Raw genomic sequence first — 19311 nt, 5'->3', positions numbered from 1 at the left:
GTGCGGGCTGGCATGTCTGGCACGGACGTCGATATGGGCTCGTCGTTGCCACTCGTCGGCCTCGGATGACTCTCTGATTGTCCGGACACCTCAGGTCGAGAAGTCCGGACAAGTCGGAAGCTCATGGGTTAGTCGCCGCGCGCCGCTTCGATCCGTTTGAACAAGGTCGTGGTGAGGAGTTGTGTCTGTGTTCCCCACGCTGCGGCGAACGCCCGCCATCGGTCGGGCGAATCACCGCAGATTTCGGCGACTTTCGCCGCGAGCCGCGGCCCGTACACGGGATGGCGCTCGAGCTCGCGCACAGGCATGCGCCAAGCGAGGTCGTCGGTCATGTGGGCGGAGCTGAGGGCGTGAGCGACGATTGCGTCCCGCTCTCGGCCTCGATCGCGGAGGAGGTCGGCAAGCGCCGCCACCGGGTCTGCCATCGCCGAGAGTTCCTCGTCCGTCGGCAGGTTTTCCGTGGTCGGCGCCGGCCGGGCTGCGGAGACCGTACGCGATTGCCGAGCGGTGAGCACCTCTGCGCACAGACGACGTGCGCGGCTGCGGGCGGGCAGTGACTCCTCGATGTCACGGAGGTGATCGTCCGATAGGTGCTCGAACAGGCGACGGAGCTGCGAGGTCGATGCCGCGGGGTTTGCCACGATCGCGTCGACGAGCTGATAGTGCGAGACCTGCTGTCGTGGTCGGGCGTCTACGGCGGCGGTCACCAAGGCATCGACGCACGCGGAACGGGTGGTCGCGCGGGCGACCACGACGAGGTCGGCCCATTCGCCCGCGTGGGCGATCCGCACCGGATCCCATCCGCCGGCGATCATGTCGGCGATCACGTCGCCCACCTCGTCTCGCGCGAGCTGCGTGAGTCGTGGAAACCGCTTCAGATAAGCGAGCACATCAGTGGCCTCCGCGGTCTTCAATTCCGGCAGGCACTGAAGTAGTTCGGTGTCGGTGAGTTCGTCGGCGGCGAGAAACGCGCGCCTGATCCGTGAACCCAGTTCGGGGTGGGACAGCAGTTCCTCGCGCCGATCGGACGGCTGCTCGGCGATCAGGTCTCTGAGCAGCATCTCCGGGGTGTGCCGATCCCGCCAGCCTGGGACTTCGGACGGGGGTTCCGGCGGCTGCGAACCGAGCACCACGTCGAGGATGGTCGCGGCGAGTTGCGTTTTCGTCTGAGCGGGCCAGTTCTTGGCATCCCACCAAAGCTTCGCGGCGTCGTCGTAGGACAGTGTGGCGACCTCGCGCATGGCTGTCTGCGAGATCTCGGGCCGCTGTAGCGCGGCTCCGAGAACGCTTGCCTTGGCGGGAAACCGGTTCAGCAGTTCGAGAGCCTCCGCGGCAGTGCAGCAGTCGGCAGCGACGAGATCCGCGGCGTCCCACGACTCCACACCGGCCAGCAGTCTCTGCCGCGTCTCGTTGTCGAGGTCCGTCCGAGCGAGCAGCGGCTTGATCCCCCGCGAGGATATCCACTGAGCGGCTTTGTCGACGAGTTGCCGCTTTCCTTCTTCCGGCAGCCCCGGCAACGCGGCCAGGCGTCCCCACAGACCTTGCGACTCGGCGGAGGACCAGCCGGTACCCAAGGAAGGTTCAGGGTGCTCGTTCGCCGTCACGGCGGGAGCCACCCTCCGGCGTGGGAGACCGACAGCGAGTCTGGCCGCCGGCAGGTCGTCGACGACGAAGAGATCCTGGCTCCACTCACCTGGCCAAGCCACGATCAGCAGGTCACTCTCTTCGGCGGCACCGAGCATCGCGCGCTTCGCGGCGTCAGTCTTGGCCTGGGTGACCAAGCCGTCCGCGCCTATTCGTAACAGTGTCACCGTCCCGGCCATCCACGGCAAGGACTCCACCGAACTCGTCACCCTCAGGCACACGTCGAAAACGATCTTTCCCCTCATCCGCACCAGCATAGGCGTCGACCTGCTCGCATACATCGCTGCCGCTATGAAAGCCGGTGAGCTCTTGGCGCTGACACTGCTGCAGGTCCGGACGCCGTGTGCTGGCCAGCGCTGCCGACGACGGCTTGATCCTTCTTGCCGGCGAGAACAGCGTCGTTGTCGGGTAGATCTCGTCGACGACGCAACGCCCGACCAGGCCCGGCGTTGCGCTCACCGTCAGTAGGAGGTGGGCGGCAAGGGGGCGACCCGGGCAACACACAGCGGGTCGTCCGGCGGACCGGCGCTCGGGTCGGCCGTGCCGCCGGTGGGGCCGCTGGCGCTGGTCATGGCGGGAGCCTGGCCGCAGCCCCCGCCCTCGCCCGTTGTCGCGTAGGCGACGCTCGCGCCGGCGAGCAGTCCGGCGAGGACCACACCGCCCGCGATCGTTGCCTTCAACCGCTTCTTCGGCATTTCGCAATTCCCCCCCCAGCGGAATTCCTACACGCCGGGACGTGCTCGTCCGGCTGTGTCCCATTCAGCCGGACCGGGGATTTCGCGGCGTTGGGCAATGTTCTCCGCTTCGGTAAAGGCAACGGTGACGGTCAGGCCGCCGCCGGGGTTAAGCCGCGCGGAGACCGTGCCGCCGTGCGCGTCGGTGACCGCGCGGATGATCGCCATGCCGATCCCGTGGCCGCCGCGGGTACGGGGCGCGGCCCGGACGAACGGCTTGAACAGTTCCCCGATCAGCTCGTCGGGAACCGGGGGCCGGTGTTGGACACGGTCGGCGTCGGATGGCCGGGGTCGTGGGCTACCCGGACCTGGACGTGTCCGCCGGGCTCGTTGTGCCGAATGGCGTTGTGCAGCAAATTGACGGCGAGCCGGCCGGGGAGCGTGGGGTCGCCGTCCACGAGCACCGGCACACAATCGACCTCGACCATCACGCCTTGCTCCGCGGCTTCGGCCTGGGTCTCCTGAACGGCCTTCGCTGCGACATCGGCGAGGTCGACGGGAATAGCCTCGCCGATGCAGACCGCTTCGGTATTGTTTGTCCGTTGACGTTCGCGAAGCGGCGACGGTGCCGAAGGGCCGATCCAGGTGAGCGGTCCGGACAGGGCGAAGTGGGTCATGGGCACAGTTTCCCTGGTGGGTCCGGTGGTCAGTGGCGGCTGGTTCGGCCAGTGACTCCGGTGCGGTCATCTCCAGCCACGGCGTACAGCACGCCCTCACCTCGCCCCACCCACGGGTACTCCGACCGGTGCCAGTTTAGGACGAGAGCCGCATGTCGTCCCGCTGTCTTACCCCCTGGCGCCGGATTTGTGTTTGCGGCCCAGGTGGGTTCGCCGGACTGGACGCCGCCGTCCGGAGCGAGGGCAGGTGGCGTCGTGGAGGAGGCGGGCGGTGGCTTCGGCGGCGTGGTGGGCGAGGTCTGGCAGGACAGCGGCGTAGGTGTCGGCGGTCAGCGTGATGCTGGAGTGGCCGAGCAGGGCTTGGACGGTGCGCAGGTCGTTGCCTGCGGCGAGGGAGAGGCTGGCGGCTCCGTGGCGGAGGTCGTGCAGCCGTACCGGCGGAAGCCCTGATGCGGTGTTGAGCCGACGGAAGATGACAGTCAGGAAGTCCGGCCGCAACGGAGCACCGGAGTGGTCGGGGAAGAGAAACCCGACCGGTTCACTGCTGCCTGGGTGGGTGGCCAGCCATTCGATCCGTAGACCCTGCAGCAGCGCGGCTGTCGTGTGGTCCAGGGCGATCACCCGGTTGCTGGAGGCGCTTTTCGGCGCCGCGAGCTTCCAGGTGCTTGCCGACCTGACGGACTTGACGGGCCACGGTGACCGTTCTCGCCCGCAGGTCGACATCGGCCCACTGCAACCCGGCCACTTCGCCGCGCCGCAGCCCGAGCAGCGCGACGAGGTGGAACAACACGTACAGCGGATGCTCGCTCCGGCGGAGCCAGGCAAGGAACTCAGCGGTCTGGGCAGCGGTCCAGACCGCGACCGCCGACCGTATCCCGCCCGCCTGCCACAGCGCGATCCGGGTCGCGGTCCACACCACCGGATGGGGCTTCGACCTGGACGGCAGCTCCACGAAGCGCGCCGGGTTCGAAGCCAGCAGACCCCGACGGACCGCGGCGTTGAGCGCGACGCGCAGGGTGGCCTGGATACGCTGTAGCGTCGCCACCGACAACGGCCGGCCGGTGGCCGCGTGCGTGCGGATCAGGGAGGTAAACATCGCCTGCACCCGGGCCGGGGTCAGCTCGGTGACCCGTTCCCGCCCCAGGTTCGGTATGAGGTGGCGCCGGGCGTGCATGGCGTAGCTGCGCATCGTGGACGGCGCGAGGTTCTCCCGGCTTTCCAGCCACAACCGCAACCACTGCGCCACCGTTGTCGCCGAGCCCGAAGTGCCGTCCAGGGTGGCGGGTTTGCTCAAGAAGTCCCGCGCCGCGCCTGCTGCTTTCCGTGAGGCGAAGCCACCGCGGCGCAGCTGCCGTCGCCTGCCGTTTTTCCCTGGCGGTATCTCCAGCCGGAAATACCAGCTCCCATGCCCCCGCGCCGCCAGTTGCGGGCACCGGCTCCCCGACCTGCGACCCGTCACGGGGTCGTGACACCCGCATCGTTTGAACAATCCATCATCTGATGTCATGGCCATGCACCTCATTCACAACGAAACCCGTGACCACTGCTGCGTCATAGGCGGGCGAAGTGGCGGTGTACTGCCGTGAACACGGCGAATCGCCACCGGACTTGATCGTGAACCCGTGTCCGGCGAGTGTCCACAGAAGAAGGCCTATTCGTTACAGGGCAGCGTGACGATGGGCGGAATTTGGCAGTGTGGCATTGACCTCGGTCGCTGCCGTGATCGTAGACCACAAAGGACAGATATGCGGTGGCGTCGAATGCTCAGCTGGGACGAGATGCGATCTCCAGTCACGAGCTTCGACCTGGCGCGGCCTGTGGCGATAACGGCGATGACCCCGGCGGCGTCCGAGGTGGGGTCATTTCTGAGTGATCTTGCCGTGTTCGGCGGGCGCGGGCTTGGCTGCGTGTTCAAGACTTGATGATGATCTTAAGGTGTCAGCCCGGCGAGACTCGGGAAGAGTTCATTGCTCGTGTGGTGCGGTCCGCGCCGCCGCTCTCTGATGCCGCGATGTCCGAGATTCGACGTCTCCTGCCACCGGTCCGGGCCGATCATGGCCAGGTCGGTCCGGTCCGCCGGGAGAAGTCGTGACGCCGGAGCAGCGATCCATGGCGGCACGCGTTGCCAGCTACACGCGATGGGCGTATTGCGACGACCGGACCGCCGCAACCGCGCCAGCTCGACGTGGTTTCGACGACCGGTGGACGAGGCAGGTCGATCCGGGCGGTGTGTTACCGCACGACGAGCGGATGAAGCGGGCGGAGGCGTTGCGGAGGGCGCACTTTGTGCGGTTGGCGCTCCTGTCTTCGCAAGCACGCGCTCGCAAGCGCAGCACTTCATGACCCTGCAGCCGAAGCGGCGGTCAATGAGGCTGGGAGTAAGGGTGGGTCGCGAGAGGCTGGCGGGCGTGGTCGGACAGCTGCCGGCTGTGAGCTTCAACGCCACCCTTGGGTTGCTGTCGCTCGCGATCAGCGGTGCACAACACGGCGCCTTCGGATGATTGACGGTGGGTCCGCAATGACCCAGAATCATGGGTAGTGCGTCTCCGATGGGGCTCCGTTGCCGAAGTAGAGCCTGACACTGGGCGACACTCCGCGACACTGAAAAACGGTGAAGATGTCGGCTGACCTGCATTTATTGGCACAAGGCGGCATTCGGTGACACTCGCCGACATTGGTTTCCCGTAGACTTTTAATCCGTAGGTTCTGGGTTCGAGCCCCAGGCGGCCCACTCAAACTCCCTGGTCAGCGGCCAGTCTCGAGCACACCCGAGTTCCCGGTCCGCGATGCAACGGTTTGCCGCCTCCCTCTCGTATGTACCTGCGAGAGGGGTGGTCGTGGCCGATCGGTGGGAGTTCAGTCAGCTCGTTCGCGAACGCGCCGTCGTCTGGCGCCGCGAAGCTTTCCTGATGTGCGGTGACTGGTCGCTGGCCGAAGACCTGGTCCAGACGGCCTTGCTGCGGATGTACGTCCGCCGCCACCGGCTCGACCCAGCTGGGATCGACGCCTACGCCCGACGGGTGATCTCGCGGTTGGCCATCGACGAGACTCGTCGGCCGTACCGCCGCGCCGAACTGCGGAACGCGCTGCCGGACACACCGGTCGACGACCCCGAGGCCGCCGCGGCCTTGGACGTTCGCACGGCCCTGCAGAAGGTGCCGCCGAAGCAGCGAGCCGTGCTGGTCCTGCGGTTCTTCAGCGATCTCACCAACGCCGAAGCCGCCAAAGTGCTCCGAATATCCGAAGGGACCGTCAAGTCTCAAGCCGCCCGCGGCCTCGCCACCCTTCGGCAGCTTCTCGGCGAGAACACCGAGCCCATCGAGGGGAGCGTCCGATGACGAACGAGAAGGACCTCCTGGTCCAAGCCCTGGGCACCGACGAACCACCCCTGACCCTCGACTTCAACGCCATCGAGGCCAAAGGCCGAGCGCGGCGCAGTGCCGTCGCGACAGCCGCCGTCGTCTCGGGAGTCGGCGTGATCACCAGCGGAGTCGTCCTGGGGCTTGGTTCGGCCGGAGACCCGGGCGTCCCCACCGAGCGGGAGATCGCCTATTGCTACCGAACAGCCGACATCACCAGCGACTCGCCGAACCAGCACATCCCGGTCGGCATCGGCGGCCACGGCGGGCGCGGCGACGTCACCGTCGACATCATGCAGATCTGCGCCGACAGCTGGCGATCCAACGTGTACGGCTTCCAGCCACCCGAAGCCGACCACATCCCCCCGCTCGTCGCGTGCGTCCTCACCGACGACGCCGTCAACGCGACCGCAGGAGCCATCGGAGTTTTCCCCGGAGATTCCGGTACGTGCGCCGCACTGGGGCTCGCTAGGGTGACGCCATGGACAGGTGGCTGATCGTGCTCCGGCACGCCAAGTCGGACTGGTCGGACGACCTCCCCGACCGCGAACGCCCCCTCGCCCCGCGCGGCATCCGCGACGCCCCCAAGCTCGGCCACTGGCTCACCGACCACGGCCACGTCCCCGACCTGGTCGTCTGCTCCACCGCGACCCGCACCCGCGAAACCTGGCAGCGCGTCAGCGAAGCCCTCCCGGCCAAGCCACCGGTCGAGTACGACGACGACCTCTACGGCGGCGACGTCGACGAGTTCCTCAAAGCCGCCCACCGCACGCCGTCCGAAGTGAAAACACTGGCTCTCGTCGGGCACGAGCCCGGCGTCAGCGACTTCACCCTCCATCTCGCCGGGCACGGGCACGACACCCGCGAGGTCCAGGCCAAGTTCCCGACCGGAGCCGCCGCCCTCCTCGCCGTCAACAGCGACTGGGGTCAGCTCAGCGAGGCAAGGCTCGTGGCCTTCTTCCGACCCCGGGACGCCTGAAAGATCGCACGTTCGTACCACGCGCGCCGCACCCCTCGAATGGGAATGTGGACGCGTGGGAGGGCTCATCGGAGCGCGTGCGCTCCGCACCGAAGATCTCCGGCTGCTGACCGGGCGCGCTCGCTTCGTCGACGACGTCGCACTGCCGCGGATGCTCGAAGCCGCCGTTTTGCGCTGTCCGTTGCCGCACGCGCGGATCACATCCATCGATCTCCGCGCCGCCGCCGCGTTGCCCGGGGTCGCCGTCGTTCTCACCGGCGCCGAGGTCAAGGCCGCCGTGCATGCCCCGCAGCCCGTGGTCTGGCGCAACGTTCCCGACATGCGGCTCACCGATGCCTACCCGCTCGCCGTCGACCGCGTCCGCTATCCCGGGCAGGGCGTCGCCGTCGTCGCCGCGAGCGACCGGGCCATCGCCGAAGACGCCCTCGAACTCATCGACGTCCAGTACGAGGAACTCCCCGCCGTCAGCACGCTCGAACAGGCGACGGCCGAAAGCGCCCCTCGCCTCTACGACGACTGGCCGGACAACGTCTGCGCCCGCACGACCGTCGCCGCCGGGGATGTCGATTCCGCCTTCGCCGACGCCGACGTCGTGCTCGCCGAGTCCTTCCGCTTCGCGCGACAGATGGGGACACCCCTCGAGACGCGCGGTGTCGTCGCGACCTGGGACCCGTTCACCGGCCAGCTCGACGTCTGGCTCGCCACGCAGGCGCCGAACCTGGCCCGTGAGCTGCTCGGCGAGGTCCTCGGCCTGCCCGTCGCGAAATCCGCGTGCGGACGCCGGACGTCGGTGGCGGCTTTGGCAACAAGTTCGACTTCTACGGCGAAGAAGTCCTGGCCGCGCTGCTTTCGCGACGTGCGGGGCGGCCGGTAAAGCTGATCGAAGACCGCGTCGAGAGTTTCGTCGCCAACGTCCATTCGCGCGAGCAGAAGATCGACGTCGAGTACGCCGCGAAGGCCGACGGCACGATCACCGGCGTGCGGGGCACCGTCCACGGCGTGCTCGGCGGCGAGCTCGGGACGATCGCCTTCGGTCCCTGCTTCACCACGGCGGCGCTCATCACCGGGCCATACGCGATCCCCGCCGTGCGGATGGACGTCGTCGCCGTTGTCACCAACCGGACGCCGTACGGCTCCTACCGCGGCTGGGGTCTGCCGAAGGCGAACTTCGTACAGGAGCGGATGGTCGAGCTGCTCGCCGCGAAGCTCGGCCTGGACGCGCATGCCGTGCGGCGCAAGAACTTCGTGCCGCCCGAGGCGTTCCCGTACCAGAGCCCGGTGTTCGTCTTCGACAGCGGACGCTACGAGGAATGCCTCGACCTGTGCCTGAAATCCGTCGAGCAGGCGGGCTGGGCCGAGCGCGTCGCCGAGGCGAGGGCGCGCGGCGCCTGCGTGGGCATCGGGTACTCGTTCCACAACGAGCTCACCGCCTTCGGCCCGAGCCGGATCGTGAACTTGAGCGGGCTGCAGCATTCGGGGTTCGACGAAGAGGTCGTGCGGATCGACGCCACCGGGCACGTGACCGTCCACACCGGACAGTCGGCGATGGGGCAGGGCATCCACACCGCGCTGGCGCAGGTGGCGGCCGACGCGCTCGGCGTGCCGCTCGAGCACGTCACGGTCGTCTCCGGCGACACGGATTCCTGCCCCTACACCGGGTACGGCACCGGCGCGAGCCGCGCGGCGGCCGTCGGCGGGGCCGCCGTGCTGACCGCCGCGACTCGGCTCAAGGCGAAGGTGCTGCGGATCGCCGCCAACATCCTCGAGGCCTCGCCGGACGACCTCGTCGTCGAGGACGGCCGGATCTCCGTCGCCGGCGTCCCGGACCGCTCCATCGGCATGGACCAGGTCGGCGACGCGGCGTACCGGCGACTGCAGGGCTTCCTGCCCGAAGACGAGACGCCGACGCTGGAGGAGACCGAGGTCTACGACCCGGCCAACGTCGCGACGGCGTTCGGCTGCACGGCCGTGCTCGCCGAAGTCGACCCCGAGACGGGCGTGGTGACGCTGCTCGGCTACCTCATCGCGCACGACTGCGGCACGGTGATCAACCCGCTGATCGTCGACGGCCAGCTGCACGGCGGCGCGGCCCAGGCCGTCGGCGGCGCGCTCTACGAAGAACTCACCTTCGACGACGGCGGGCGGATGCTGACCAGGACGTTCCGCGACTACCTGCTCCCGACGGCGACCGAGGTGCCGCCGTTCACGCTCGCGCACATGAGCACGCCTGCCGACCACATCCCCGGCGGTTTCAAGGGCATGGGCGAGGCCGGGGTGATCGGCGGCGGCGCGGCGATCGCGCACGCCGTCGAGGACGCGTTGCGCGACTACGACGTCAAGATCACGGCGTTGCCGATCACGCCGCCGAACCTCCTGGCCGCGATCAAGCGCGGGAGCGCGCGGTGAAGGCGGCGGCGTTCGACTACGTCCGCGCGGATTCGGTGGGCGACGCGATCGACGCGCTGGCCGCCGACGGCGCGCGGGTGCTCGCCGGTGGGCAGAGCCTGGTGCCGCTGCTGAACATGCGGCTCGCGCGGCCGTCGCTGCTCGTCGACGTCAACGGGCTCGACGACCTCGCGTACATCCGCCGAACCGACGACGTCGTCGAGATCGGGGCGCTCACGCGGCAACGCGCCGTCGAGACGTCGGAGGTGGTGCGGCGCGATCTGCCCCTGCTCGCGCAGGCGTTGCGGCACGTCGGGCACGTCACGACCCGCAACCGCGGCACGCTCGGCGGCAGCCTCGCGCACGCCGATCCGGCGGCTGAGCTGCCCGCCGTCGCGCTCGCTCTCGACGCGGAACTCGTCGTCCGCGGGCCGTCCGGGGACCGTGCCGTGCGTGCGCTCGACTTCTTCGAGAGTCCATTCAGGACAGTGCTGACGTCGGGGGAGTTGCTGGTCGCGGTCCGTGTCCCGGTGCAGCGCGGTGCCTGCGCCATCGAAGAACTTTCCCGGCGCAGCAAGGATCTTCCGCTCGTCGCCGTGTTCGTCACGTTCGAACCCGCGGACGGCCGAATCCGCATCGCCGTCGCGGGCGCCGGGCCGACGCCGATCCGGGCGCGCGCGGCCGAGGAGCTGCTCGCGGGCCGGACGCTCACCGACGACGTCATCACCGAAGCCGCGCGGGAGATCGCGGCGGCCGCGGATCCGCCGTCCGACCTGCACGCCCCCGCCGACTACCGTCGCGACATGGCCGCGGTGCTCGGACGGCGGGCCCTGACGAAGGCGGTCCGATGAAGGTCACCCTGACGGTCAACGGCCAGGTCTGCGCCGCCGAGTGCGAACCGCGGCGCACGCTGGCCGATTTCCTGCGACACGACCTGGGCTTCACCGGCGTGCACGTCGGCTGCGAACACGGCGTGTGCGGCGCCTGCACGATCACGTTCGACGGCGCGACCGCGCGGGCGTGCTGCCTGCTCGCCGTGCAGGCGGACGGCGCCGAGGTCACCACGGTCGAGGGCCTGGCGGCCGACGGCGAGCTGAGCGCGCTGCAGCAGGCGTTCCGCGACCAGCACGGCCTGCAGTGCGGCTTCTGCACGCCCGGCGTGCTGGCGACCGCGGCCGAGCTGCTCGCGACCAACCCGGACCCGAGCGAAGCCGAGATCCGCGAAGCGCTCGCCGGGAACCTCTGCCGGTGCACGGGCTACCAGTTCATCGTCGACGCCGTCCGAGCTGCCGCCGCGTCGAAGCAGACCTGACCGCAAGGGCATTGCCTAGGTGATGTTCACATGCGTACTCTCCATTCACTCACAGGTCTGATGTTCATATTTGTGAATGGAGCGGACATGGTTTTCCGCCACACCGTCGTGGCCGCGCTCGCCGCGCTCGGCCTCGCCACGTCGTTCGCCGCCCCGGCGCAGGCCGCGCCGCGGCCGTCCGGCTGCAGCGTCCCGGTCATCGGGCCGATCTGCGCGCCCGACACCGCCGTTCTCGACGGCGGCCAGCTGCTCCGGACGAAGTTCGCCGCGCTCGTCGGCGAAAAGACGTCCCGCACGGCGTTGAACAAGCTCCTGGCCGCGGCGAAGAGCGACCTCACCGCTGGGCCGTGGAGTGTCACGGCGAAAGAACAGGTCCCACCCAGCGGGGACAAGCACGACTACCTCAGCCTCGCGCCCTACTGGTGGCCGACGACCCAGCCGACCGCGGAAAACCCGTGGGGCTGCCCGTTCGTCCAGAAGGACGGCCAGCGCAACCCGATCGTCGACGAGATCACCGACCACGCCTACCGCGGCGAGGCGTTCGCCGCGATCTACCGGCTCGCGCTGGCCTGGTACTACACCGGCGACGCGCGGTACGCCCAGCGCGCGGCGCTCGACCTGCGCACGTGGTTCCTCGACGCCGAAACGAAGATGAACCCGAACCTCGACTACGCGCAGGGAATTCCCTGCAAGGTCGACGGGCGCGGCATCGGCATCATCGAGTTCTCCTACACGCTGACCCAGGTCGTCGACGCCACCGCGATCCTCGCCGTCGGCGCGCCCGGCTGGACGAAGGCCGACCAGGCGGGCATGACCGGCTGGTACACGCAGTTCCTGACCTGGTTGCGCACCAGCAAGAACGGCACCGACGAAGCCGCGGCGCAGAACAACCACGGCAGCTTCTACGACATGCTCGCCGCCGCGCTCGCGCTCGGCACCGGGCAGCGGGACCTGGCCAAGACGATCGCCGCGGACGCCGGTCCGAAGCGGATCGCGGCGCAGATCCAGCCGGACGGCTACCAGCCCCAAGAAGCGAGCCGGACCCGCAGCTGGCACTACTCCAACTTCAACCTCGTCGCGCTCACGCGGCTCGCACAGATCGGCGAGCACGTCGGCGTCGACCTGTGGCACTACACCGCACCCAGCGGCGCGACGCTGTTCAAGGCAGTCGACTTCGTGATCCCGGGCGCGACGCGAGGTCAGTCCGCGTGGCCGTACCCGGAGATGGACTTCCGGCCGTACGCGGCCCTGGACGTCCTGCACGCGGCGGCGGACGCGGGCGACCAGGCCGCGCGGACGGCGTTGCCGCTGGTGCCGGTCCAGCCAGGCGGCGACCTCTACCCGGTGCGGCCCGCCGCCGAACAGCTCGACGACATTTCGACGTCCTGACGGCGGAAAAGGGCCCGGCCTGCGCGGCCGGGCCCTTTTCCCGGGGATCAGACCCCGGCGACCTGCGAAATCCAGCTGCGGTACCGCGTGATGTTCGTGTAGGCGGTGTTGTTCACGCGGTCACTGGTCGACGCGACGCCGACCTGGCGCCCGGAAGCGAACATCGGGCCGCCCGAGTCGCCGCCGGCGGTGATGCCGTTGACGCGGTTCGCGCACACCGCGACGCCGCCGGTGTAGTCGCTGCAGCTGATCGAGTTCACCCGGACCGTCGCGACCTTCAGGTACCGCGACTGGCAGTTGATCTCGGAGCCGCACTGGCTGGTCGCGCCCCAGCCGTAGACCGAGACGTTCTGGCCGACCGAGACGTCACCGACGCTGCCGAGCGGCGAGTACGCCGCGTTGACCGAGGTCGTGAGCCGGACGATCGCCAGGTCGGCCGCGCCGGGGTACCTCGTGATGCTGGCGCCGGTGGCCATCGTCCCGCCGCTGGTCTGGTCCAGGCTGCCGATGCGGAAGGTATAGGTGCCGGAGCTGCTGACGCAGTGCTTGGCGGTGAGGATGTACTGCGGCGCGATGATCGTCGCGGTGCAGTTCTGCTGGCCGTTGACGAACAGCCGCGCCGCCCACGGACCGCTCGTGGCGGTGCTGCCGCCGATGATCGACGGCTGGGCCTGCGGGGTGCTCTCGGCGGCCGCGGGGCCGGCGAGGCCGACGACGGCCAACGCGGCGCTCGCGGCGAGCAGGACGAACTTGCCGAATTTCACGCTGACTCCTTTTCACGCGGAGAACCGCGTGGGGAAAGCCGGTGGGGACCGAACACCGAAAGTGTCCGAGTTCGCGGGGAATGTCCGGAACCGACGAAAGTCCGGTCGGATCCGTATTTATTTCCGCGGACGGGCTACGTGCAGTTCCCGTACTGTTCCGCGCTCAACCCACGGGTGGAGACGTACCCGACGGGATCAAACCCGGGCTTGAGGACTCCGGCGTCGCGCCGCCCTAGCGTTTTTGCCATGACGCGGAAGGCCGAGCGGGTCGCGGTGGGTGTGGTGCTGGCCGTTGCGGCGGTGCTGTGGGGGTGGGCGCTCGGTGGCCGGGCGCTGCAGCCGTACTACGTCGCCGCCGTGCATTCGATGACCCGCGACGTCACGGCGTTCTTCTTCGCGGGCTTCGACCCGGCGGGCGTCGTCACGGTCGACAAGCCGCCGCTCGCGTTCTGGGCGCAGGCGCTCGGCGTCGTCGTGTTCGGGTTCCACCCGTGGGCGATCGCGCTGGTGCAGGTCATCGAGGGCGTGGCCGCGGTGTTCGTGCTGCACCGGGTGGTGCGGCGCTGGGCGGGGCCGCGGGCCGCGTTGCTCGCCGCGGCGCTGTTCGCGCTGACGCCGATCACCGCGGCCATCAACCGCGACAACCTCCCGGACACGCTGCTGGTGCTCCTGCTGCTGCTCGCGGCGTACTGCGTCACCCGCGCCGACGGCGGCGGCCGGTGGCTGGTGTGGGCCGGGGTGTTCGTCGGCCTGGGCTTCCTGACGAAGATGCTCGCCGCGTGGATCGTGCTGCCGGGGTTGGCGCTGGCCGCGTTCGTGGTGATGCCCGGTTCGCGCGGGCGTCGGGTCGCCTGGGTCGGCCTGGCGGGAGTGGTGACGGTGGCCGTGTCGCTGGCGTGGCCGGTCGCGGTCAGCCTGTGGCCGGGGGCGAAGCCGTTCGTCGGCAGCACCACGGACGGCTCGGTGTGGCAGCTCGCCTTCGGCTACAACGGCTTGACGCGGCTGGTCGGCGGCAGCGGCGGCTACGGCGCGGCCGTCGGCACGGCGCTCGGCGGCGGACCGGGGCCGTTGCGGCTGTTCGACGCCGAGGTCGGCGGGCAGATCGCCTGGCTGCTGCCACTCGCGCTGGTCTCGCTGGTCGTGGCCGCGTTCCGCGCACGCGGCGCTGCGCCGGGGGTGAAGGCGGGCTGGGTGTTGTGGGGTGGCTGGCTCGTCGCGGGAGTCGCGGTGTTCTCGTTCACCGGCGGCATCTTCCATGCGTACTACACCGCCGAACTGGCCCCGGCGATCGCCGCACTCGCCGCGAACGGCCTGGTCACGGCCTCGACGTGGCCCCACGCCCGGCTCGTGCTGCCCGCCGCGGTGGCGGGGACGGCCGTGTTCGCGTACGTCCTGCTCGACCGGACGCCGGACTGGCTGCCGTGGCTGCGGTACACCGTGCTCGTCCTGGCGCTGCTCACCGTCGTCGCGGCTTCGCTGCGGGCTTCACGCGTCGCGGTCGTGACGGGGTTGGCTGCCGTCCTGGCCGGGCCCGCGGCCTTCGCCGTCGACACGGCCGCGCGGCCGGTCAGCGTGCTGGAGACCGCCGACCCGGGTGCCGGGCCGCCGTCGACGTCCGCGATCCGGCACGTCGTCGGGATCAGCACGGGCTCGGGGGCCGAGGCCGGGTACGTCCGGTTCATCGAGAGCTCGTACCAGCTGAGCCCCGGCCAGCGGGAGGTCCTCGCGTACGCGCAGGCCCAAGCGCCGTCGGCGGGCGTCGTCCTGGCGGTCGAGGGCGGGACGTACGGCGCGGACCCGTTCGTCTTGAACACCGATGCTCGCGTCGCCCCGCTCGGCGGCTACCTCGGCTTCGACCCGGCGCCGTCCGCCGCGGACCTCCCGGGCTGGGTGGCGGCCGGGAAGCTGCGGTTCGTGCTGCTGCCGCGGGTGTTCCTCGAGATCGGCCGCGCGTCGGGCCGCGCGTCCGCGATCCCGGCGGCGGACGCGGGGGAGCTGCCCCGCCGGGTCGCGTGGGAGGCGAAGCACTGCCGCCCGGTGCCGCCCGCGCGGATCGGCCCGGACGCCGCCAGCGTCGGCGTGCTGTTCGACTGCGTCAGGCCGTGACTTTCGCGGGCGCGGTCCGGCGCAGCCAGTACAGCCCGACGACCGGCAGCACCAGCGGGATGAACAAGTAGCCCTCGCCGTAGACCGACCAGACGGTCGGGTGCCGGAACGCGGCGGCGTCGACCAGGCTCAGCGTGCCGATGGTCAGCACGCCCAGCAGCTCGATCGAGCAGGCCACGAGGGCCACGCGCCACCAGGCGTCGCCGCGCTTGGCGAGCGCGACCGTCGCGACGATGTAGACGACCGCGGCGAACGCCGAGAGCAGGTAGGCGAGCGGGGCTTCGTGGAACTTTGTGCCGATCTGGACGCCCGCCCGCGACGTCGCGGCCAGCGCGAAGATCGCGTACACGGCGACGAGCACCCGTCCGGGGCCGGAGGCCGTCCTACGCTGTTGCTCCACTCCACACCTCGTTCAGTCGCAGCACCATCACCGGGATGGCCAGGCAGGCGATGCCGAGCACGACGGTGCTCGACCGGCTCCGCTCGGCCAGCGCCCAGGCGGCGCCGACCGGCAGCACGACCAGGCAGCCGATCAGGTAGGCCAGGTACGTCGCCAGGCTCCCGGGGCGATCGCCGCCGGCGAGCAGCACGATCCCGATCACCAGCTGGGCGACCAGCAGCAGTTCGAGGACCGCGAGCGCGATCAGGAGCGGGTTGTCCGGCAGCCGGTTGCGGGCCGACTGCACGAAGCTCCACAGCGCGACGAGCGTGGCCGCCACGGCGACCGTCACGGCGAATCCGAAGATCACCCGTTCCTCCTTCCGGTCCGCCGGCCGCCAACTTACTCCGTGGTACCGGCGGACCCGTCGGCCGAGGTCCCGCGGGCGTGGCGCGGGCCACCCAGGCTGTTCCACAATGGACAAATCAAGGTCACGCGACGCGGGGGTATTGGGAAAATTGATCACCAGGTCGTGTTGATGGCGTTCTGCCAATTCGGTGGATTAATCCGCTGAACCCTTGTGTGGACCAGCAGGAATACCGTAGAAACCTTCGCGTTACACCCCGACAGGGTGGTTGGCGGATCACGCCGGAATCACGCTGGGTCCTCCTACCGCTCGGTAAGTGCCCTTTCTGCCTACCTCGGATAGCCCAGTTGAACCCCCGGGTTGGCGGATTGGCCCGGGACCGTTCGGCGTGGGGAAATATTCCCGTCCCGGAACCGAGGTGTCCCGGGGGATCGCACGGAGGGGTATCTTCGATGGACCTGCGCTACGAAGCATTTTGCTTCGCCGACCCGTTGTTCTACGACGAACAACGGGAAATCGGTGCGCCGGTCGACGATTTCGCCCAGGCGCTCCCGGCGCCGGCGTCGGGCTGGGTCACCGCCGAGCGCGGGGTCTGGCGCGTGCTGCACCCCGAAGCCCGCGAACTCCCCGGCCAGGGTTGGAAAATCCACGTTTCCGCTGGCTTGGACAACGCCCGCCGCGTGCTCGTGCAGGTGCACGAGTACTGTATCGAGAACTCGATCTCCTACAAGCACCTCCGCTCGGTGCTCACCCTGCTCGCGCGGAATTCCAAATACGCACCCCGCGACGGCAGCGCCAAGCTGGTGACGATTTACCCGGCCGACGACAACGAGCTGGCGCGGGTTCTCGAAGACCTGTCGGCGCGCCTCGAGGGCGAGCACGGCGCATATATCCTCAGCGACTTGCGATACGGCGACGGACCACTCTACGTCCGTTACGGAGGATTCGCCGAACGGTGGGTCGAGCACGACGGCAACCGCGTCCTCGCGATCCGCAAGCCCGACGGCAGGCTGGTGCCGGACAAGCGGGAACCGACGTTCTCGGTGCCCGACTGGGTGAAGATTCCGGCGTGTTTGCAGGGCAGCATCGCCGCGCGCAAGGCCGGCGACCCAGCCCAGTTCCCCTACCAGGTGAAGAGTTCGCTCCACTTCTCGAACGGCGGCGGCGTCTACCTCGCCGACCCCAAGGCGGGCGGCGAGCAGGTCGTCCTCAAGGAGGCCCGCCCGTACGCCGGCCTGGACAAGGCGCGGATCGACGCCGTCGAGCGCCTCCGCCGCGAGCACGAGGTCCTCGATCGGCTGGCCGACGTCCCCGGCGTGCCGAAGGTCTTCGAGCGCTTCACCGTCTGGGAGCACCACTACCTGGCCATGGAGTACATGCCGGGCAACTCGCTGGGCAACTGGCTGGCCCGCAACTACCCGCTGACCAGGCGCGGCACGACGGACGCCGACCTCGCGGACTACGCGAAGCGCGCGTTGGAAATCGTCGCCAAGGTCGAGCGGACGATCGAGGAGATCCACGCCCGCGGCATCGTCTTCGGCGACCTGCACCCCCTGAACATCCTGATCGACGAAGACGACGACGGCCGCATCTCCCTGATCGACTTCGAGATGGCGTTCGACGTCGAGTCCGGCGACCGCCCGGCACTGGGCGCGCCCGGCTTCCGCGCCCCGGCCGACCGCGCCGGCTTCGAGATCGACGAGCACGCCGTCGCCGCGCTCCGGCTGTGGCTGTTCCTGCCGCTTTCGCAGCTGACGGAGCTTCGCCCCCGCGAAGCTGCGCGGCATCGCCGACTTCGTCGAACGCCGGTTCGCGCTGCCCCGCGGCTACGCGGACGCCGCAGTCGCGGTGCTGGCCCCGCGTGCCGTTCCCGCGGAGCCGGCACCGGTCCACACCGAGCTCGACCAGGACGAACCCGACTGGCCGCTGGTCCGCAAGCAGATCGCCGAGGCGATCCTCGCGAGCGCGACCCCCGAGCGCCAGGACCGGCTGTTCCCCGGCGACATCGAGCAGTTCCGGGTCGGCGGCGCCTGCTTCGGCGTCGGTGCCGCGGGCGTGCTGCACGCCCTCGACATCACCGGCGCCGGCCGGTTCCCCGAGCACGAGCGCTGGCTGATCGACTCGGTCCGCCGTGAACCGCCGACCCGCCCCGGCTTCTACGACGGCAGCTACGGCATCGCCTACGTGCTGGAGAACTTCGGTCACCACGACGAGGCGACCAAGCTTCTGACGTCGTCCGCGCGGCTCGTCGAGCAGACGACGGACCACGCGCTCGAGGGCGGCCTGGCCGGCATCGGCCTGACCATGCTCCACTTCGCGGCGGCCCGCCAGGACAACGAGTTCGGCCGCCAGGCGCTGACCACGGCCGTCCGGCTGGCCGAGGCACTGGAGACGGCCGCCCCGCCGGGCAACTTCGCCCGCGCCGGCCTGCTGTCCGGCTGGTCTGGCCCGGCGCTGTTGTTCATCCGGCTCTTCGAGCGCACCGGCGAGCCCGCGTGGCTGTCGTTCGCCGACCAGGCCCTGAGCCGCGACCTCGAAGAGTGCGTCGAGGCCGACGACGGTTCCCTCCAGGTCCGCGACGGCGCGGCCCGCACGTTGCCTTACGCAGGCATCGGCAGCGCCGGGATCCTCCTGGTCGCCGAGCAGCTGGCCCGCCACCGCCCCGAGGCGGAGGCTTGCGCGAGCCTCCCCGGCCTGCGCGAATCGTGCCGCGGCGAGTTCGTCATCCACCCCGGCCTGCTCTACGGCCGGTGCGGGCTGGCGGTGGCGCTGGGCATGAACCCGGACCCGGAGCCCCCGATCCGCGCGGCGATCGACCTCCACCTGGCCCGGCTGGCCTGGTACGCGGTGCCGTTCAAGGGCGGCCTCGCCTTCCCCGGCAACCAGCTGCTGCGCCTGTCGATGGACCTCAAGACCGGCAGCGCGGGGATCCTCCTCGCCCTCGCCGCCCTGCAGGACGGAAAGGAGGTGCTGCCCTTCCTGGGCGGCACGCCGTCCCCACAGACCTCCGGTCGCTAGGACCGGCGGACACGAAGAACAACCGGAAAGGAACCCCCGATGGAACTCGTTCTGGAGCTGCAGGCCATGGAGACCCCCGAGGTGCTCGACGGCGGCCACGGTGGCGGTGGCGGCGGCACGTCGAACCTGAGCCTGCTCGCTTCCTGCGCCGACAGCACCGTCAGCCTGCTGACCTGCCACTGACCTGGTGGATCGACGGCAAGTAGTGCCGAGGTGAACGGTGCGGGAGCGGCACAGGCCAAGTGCGCCGCTCCCGCG

General features: G+C 69.9%; 18 protein-coding genes and 3 pseudogenes. 11 read left to right on the top strand and 10 right to left on the bottom strand.

Translation table 11 applies throughout. The features are described from left to right. Positions 1–128 precede the first annotated feature (128 nt). The 7 genes and pseudogenes from QP939_RS11055 to QP939_RS52375 all read right to left on the bottom strand — a co-directional run. Entirely contained in the window at positions 129–1889 is a 1761-nt protein-coding gene (locus QP939_RS11055; protein WP_285456593.1) for a hypothetical protein, read from the bottom strand. 216 nt (positions 1890–2105) lie between these two features. Continuing rightward, positions 2106–2339, bottom strand: coding sequence for a hypothetical protein (locus tag QP939_RS11050; RefSeq protein ID WP_285456592.1), 234 nt, complete (start codon positions 2337–2339; stop codon positions 2106–2108). A 27-nt stretch (positions 2340–2366) separates the two neighbouring features. Then, positions 2367–2603 (bottom strand): ATP-binding protein, encoded by a 237-nt coding sequence (locus QP939_RS11045; protein WP_285459712.1) that lies wholly within the window; start codon positions 2601–2603, stop codon positions 2367–2369. 8 nt (positions 2604–2611) lie between these two features. Continuing rightward, complete coding sequence (locus QP939_RS11040; RefSeq protein ID WP_285460054.1) at positions 2612–2995, bottom strand: sensor histidine kinase; 384 nt, start codon at positions 2993–2995, stop codon at positions 2612–2614. A 168-nt stretch (positions 2996–3163) separates the two neighbouring features. Further along, positions 3164–3616 carry a tyrosine-type recombinase/integrase gene (locus QP939_RS51800; protein WP_352250977.1) on the bottom strand — a complete coding sequence of 151 codons (453 nt, stop codon included), beginning with the start codon at positions 3614–3616 and terminating at the stop codon, positions 3164–3166. Beyond that, positions 3534–4289, bottom strand: coding sequence for a site-specific integrase (locus tag QP939_RS11030; RefSeq protein ID WP_285456589.1), 756 nt, complete (start codon positions 4287–4289; stop codon positions 3534–3536). The genes QP939_RS51800 and QP939_RS11030 overlap by 83 nt, the downstream gene beginning before the upstream one ends. A gap of 21 nt (positions 4290–4310) precedes the next feature. Further along, a pseudogene (locus tag QP939_RS52375) lies at positions 4311–4502 on the bottom strand (Arm DNA-binding domain-containing protein); the annotation flags it as partial. A 1330-nt stretch (positions 4503–5832) separates the two neighbouring features. Between QP939_RS52375 and QP939_RS11025 the strand changes: the two are divergent. The 8 genes and pseudogenes from QP939_RS11025 (at position 5833) to QP939_RS10990 (ending at position 12419) form a co-directional block, all read left to right on the top strand. Beyond that, the gene (locus tag QP939_RS11025; RefSeq protein ID WP_434219643.1) at positions 5833–6333 is read left to right on the top strand and encodes a SigE family RNA polymerase sigma factor; all 501 of its coding nucleotides are present in this window, start codon (positions 5833–5835) and stop codon (positions 6331–6333) included. Continuing rightward, a complete protein-coding gene (locus QP939_RS11020; RefSeq protein ID WP_285456587.1) occupies positions 6330–6851 on the top strand; it encodes a hypothetical protein in 522 nt (173 codons plus the stop codon). The genes QP939_RS11025 and QP939_RS11020 overlap by 4 nt, the downstream gene beginning before the upstream one ends. Next, entirely contained in the window at positions 6836–7333 is a 498-nt protein-coding gene (locus QP939_RS11015; protein ID WP_285456586.1) for a SixA phosphatase family protein, read from the top strand. The genes QP939_RS11020 and QP939_RS11015 overlap by 16 nt, the downstream gene beginning before the upstream one ends. A gap of 151 nt (positions 7334–7484) precedes the next feature. Then, a pseudogene (locus QP939_RS11010) lies at positions 7485–8518 on the top strand (xanthine dehydrogenase family protein molybdopterin-binding subunit); the annotation flags it as partial. Further along, entirely contained in the window at positions 8516–9739 is a 1224-nt protein-coding gene (locus tag QP939_RS11005; protein ID WP_352252615.1) for a xanthine dehydrogenase family protein molybdopterin-binding subunit, read from the top strand. The pseudogene QP939_RS11010 and the gene QP939_RS11005, both read left to right, overlap by 3 nt. Further along, the gene (locus tag QP939_RS11000) at positions 9736–10569 is read left to right on the top strand and encodes an FAD binding domain-containing protein (RefSeq protein WP_285456582.1); all 834 of its coding nucleotides are present in this window, start codon (positions 9736–9738) and stop codon (positions 10567–10569) included. The genes QP939_RS11005 and QP939_RS11000 overlap by 4 nt, the downstream gene beginning before the upstream one ends. Further along, positions 10566–11030, top strand: a complete 465-nt coding sequence (locus QP939_RS10995) for a (2Fe-2S)-binding protein (RefSeq protein ID WP_285456580.1) — start codon at positions 10566–10568, stop codon at positions 11028–11030. Before QP939_RS11000 ends, QP939_RS10995 begins: the two co-directional genes overlap by 4 nt. An 87-nt stretch (positions 11031–11117) precedes the next feature. Then, positions 11118–12419: an alginate lyase family protein gene (locus tag QP939_RS10990; protein WP_285456579.1), complete on the top strand. Its 1302-nt coding sequence runs from the start codon at positions 11118–11120 to the stop codon at positions 12417–12419. A gap of 47 nt (positions 12420–12466) precedes the next feature. Here QP939_RS10990 and QP939_RS10985 read toward each other — a convergent pair whose 3' ends face one another. Beyond that, positions 12467–13183 carry a S1 family peptidase gene (locus QP939_RS10985; RefSeq protein ID WP_285456578.1) on the bottom strand — a complete coding sequence of 239 codons (717 nt, stop codon included), beginning with the start codon at positions 13181–13183 and terminating at the stop codon, positions 12467–12469. 246 nt (positions 13184–13429) lie between these two features. Here QP939_RS10985 and QP939_RS10980 point away from each other — a divergent pair, with 246 nt between their 5' ends. Further along, positions 13430–15289 (top strand): ArnT family glycosyltransferase, encoded by a 1860-nt coding sequence (locus QP939_RS10980; protein WP_285456577.1) that lies wholly within the window; start codon positions 13430–13432, stop codon positions 15287–15289. On the opposite strand, the gene QP939_RS10975 is transcribed toward QP939_RS10980, so the two are convergent. Further along, positions 15279–15650 (bottom strand): hypothetical protein, encoded by a 372-nt coding sequence (locus QP939_RS10975; protein WP_285459711.1) that lies wholly within the window; start codon positions 15648–15650, stop codon positions 15279–15281. The genes QP939_RS10980 and QP939_RS10975 overlap by 11 nt on opposite strands. 22 nt (positions 15651–15672) lie before the next feature. Further along, positions 15673–16038, bottom strand: a complete 366-nt coding sequence (locus QP939_RS10970; RefSeq protein WP_285456576.1) for a hypothetical protein — start codon at positions 16036–16038, stop codon at positions 15673–15675. Positions 16039–16487: 449 nt separating this feature from the next. Between QP939_RS10970 and lanKC the strand changes: the two are divergent. Next, positions 16488–19053, top strand: a pseudogene (gene lanKC / locus QP939_RS10965) (class III lanthionine synthetase LanKC). 39 nt (positions 19054–19092) lie between these two features. After that, positions 19093–19236 carry a SapB/AmfS family lanthipeptide gene (locus tag QP939_RS10960; RefSeq protein ID WP_285456575.1) on the top strand — a complete coding sequence of 48 codons (144 nt, stop codon included), beginning with the start codon at positions 19093–19095 and terminating at the stop codon, positions 19234–19236. The last annotated feature ends 75 nt before the right edge of the window (positions 19237–19311 follow it).

It is taken from the genome of Amycolatopsis nalaikhensis (assembly GCF_030264295.1).
In the GTDB taxonomy this organism is placed as follows: Bacteria; Actinomycetota; Actinomycetes; order Mycobacteriales; family Pseudonocardiaceae; genus Amycolatopsis; species Amycolatopsis nalaikhensis.
The sequence above is the reverse complement of the archived record's forward strand: the minus strand, read 5'-3'. Positions and strand labels throughout refer to the sequence as shown.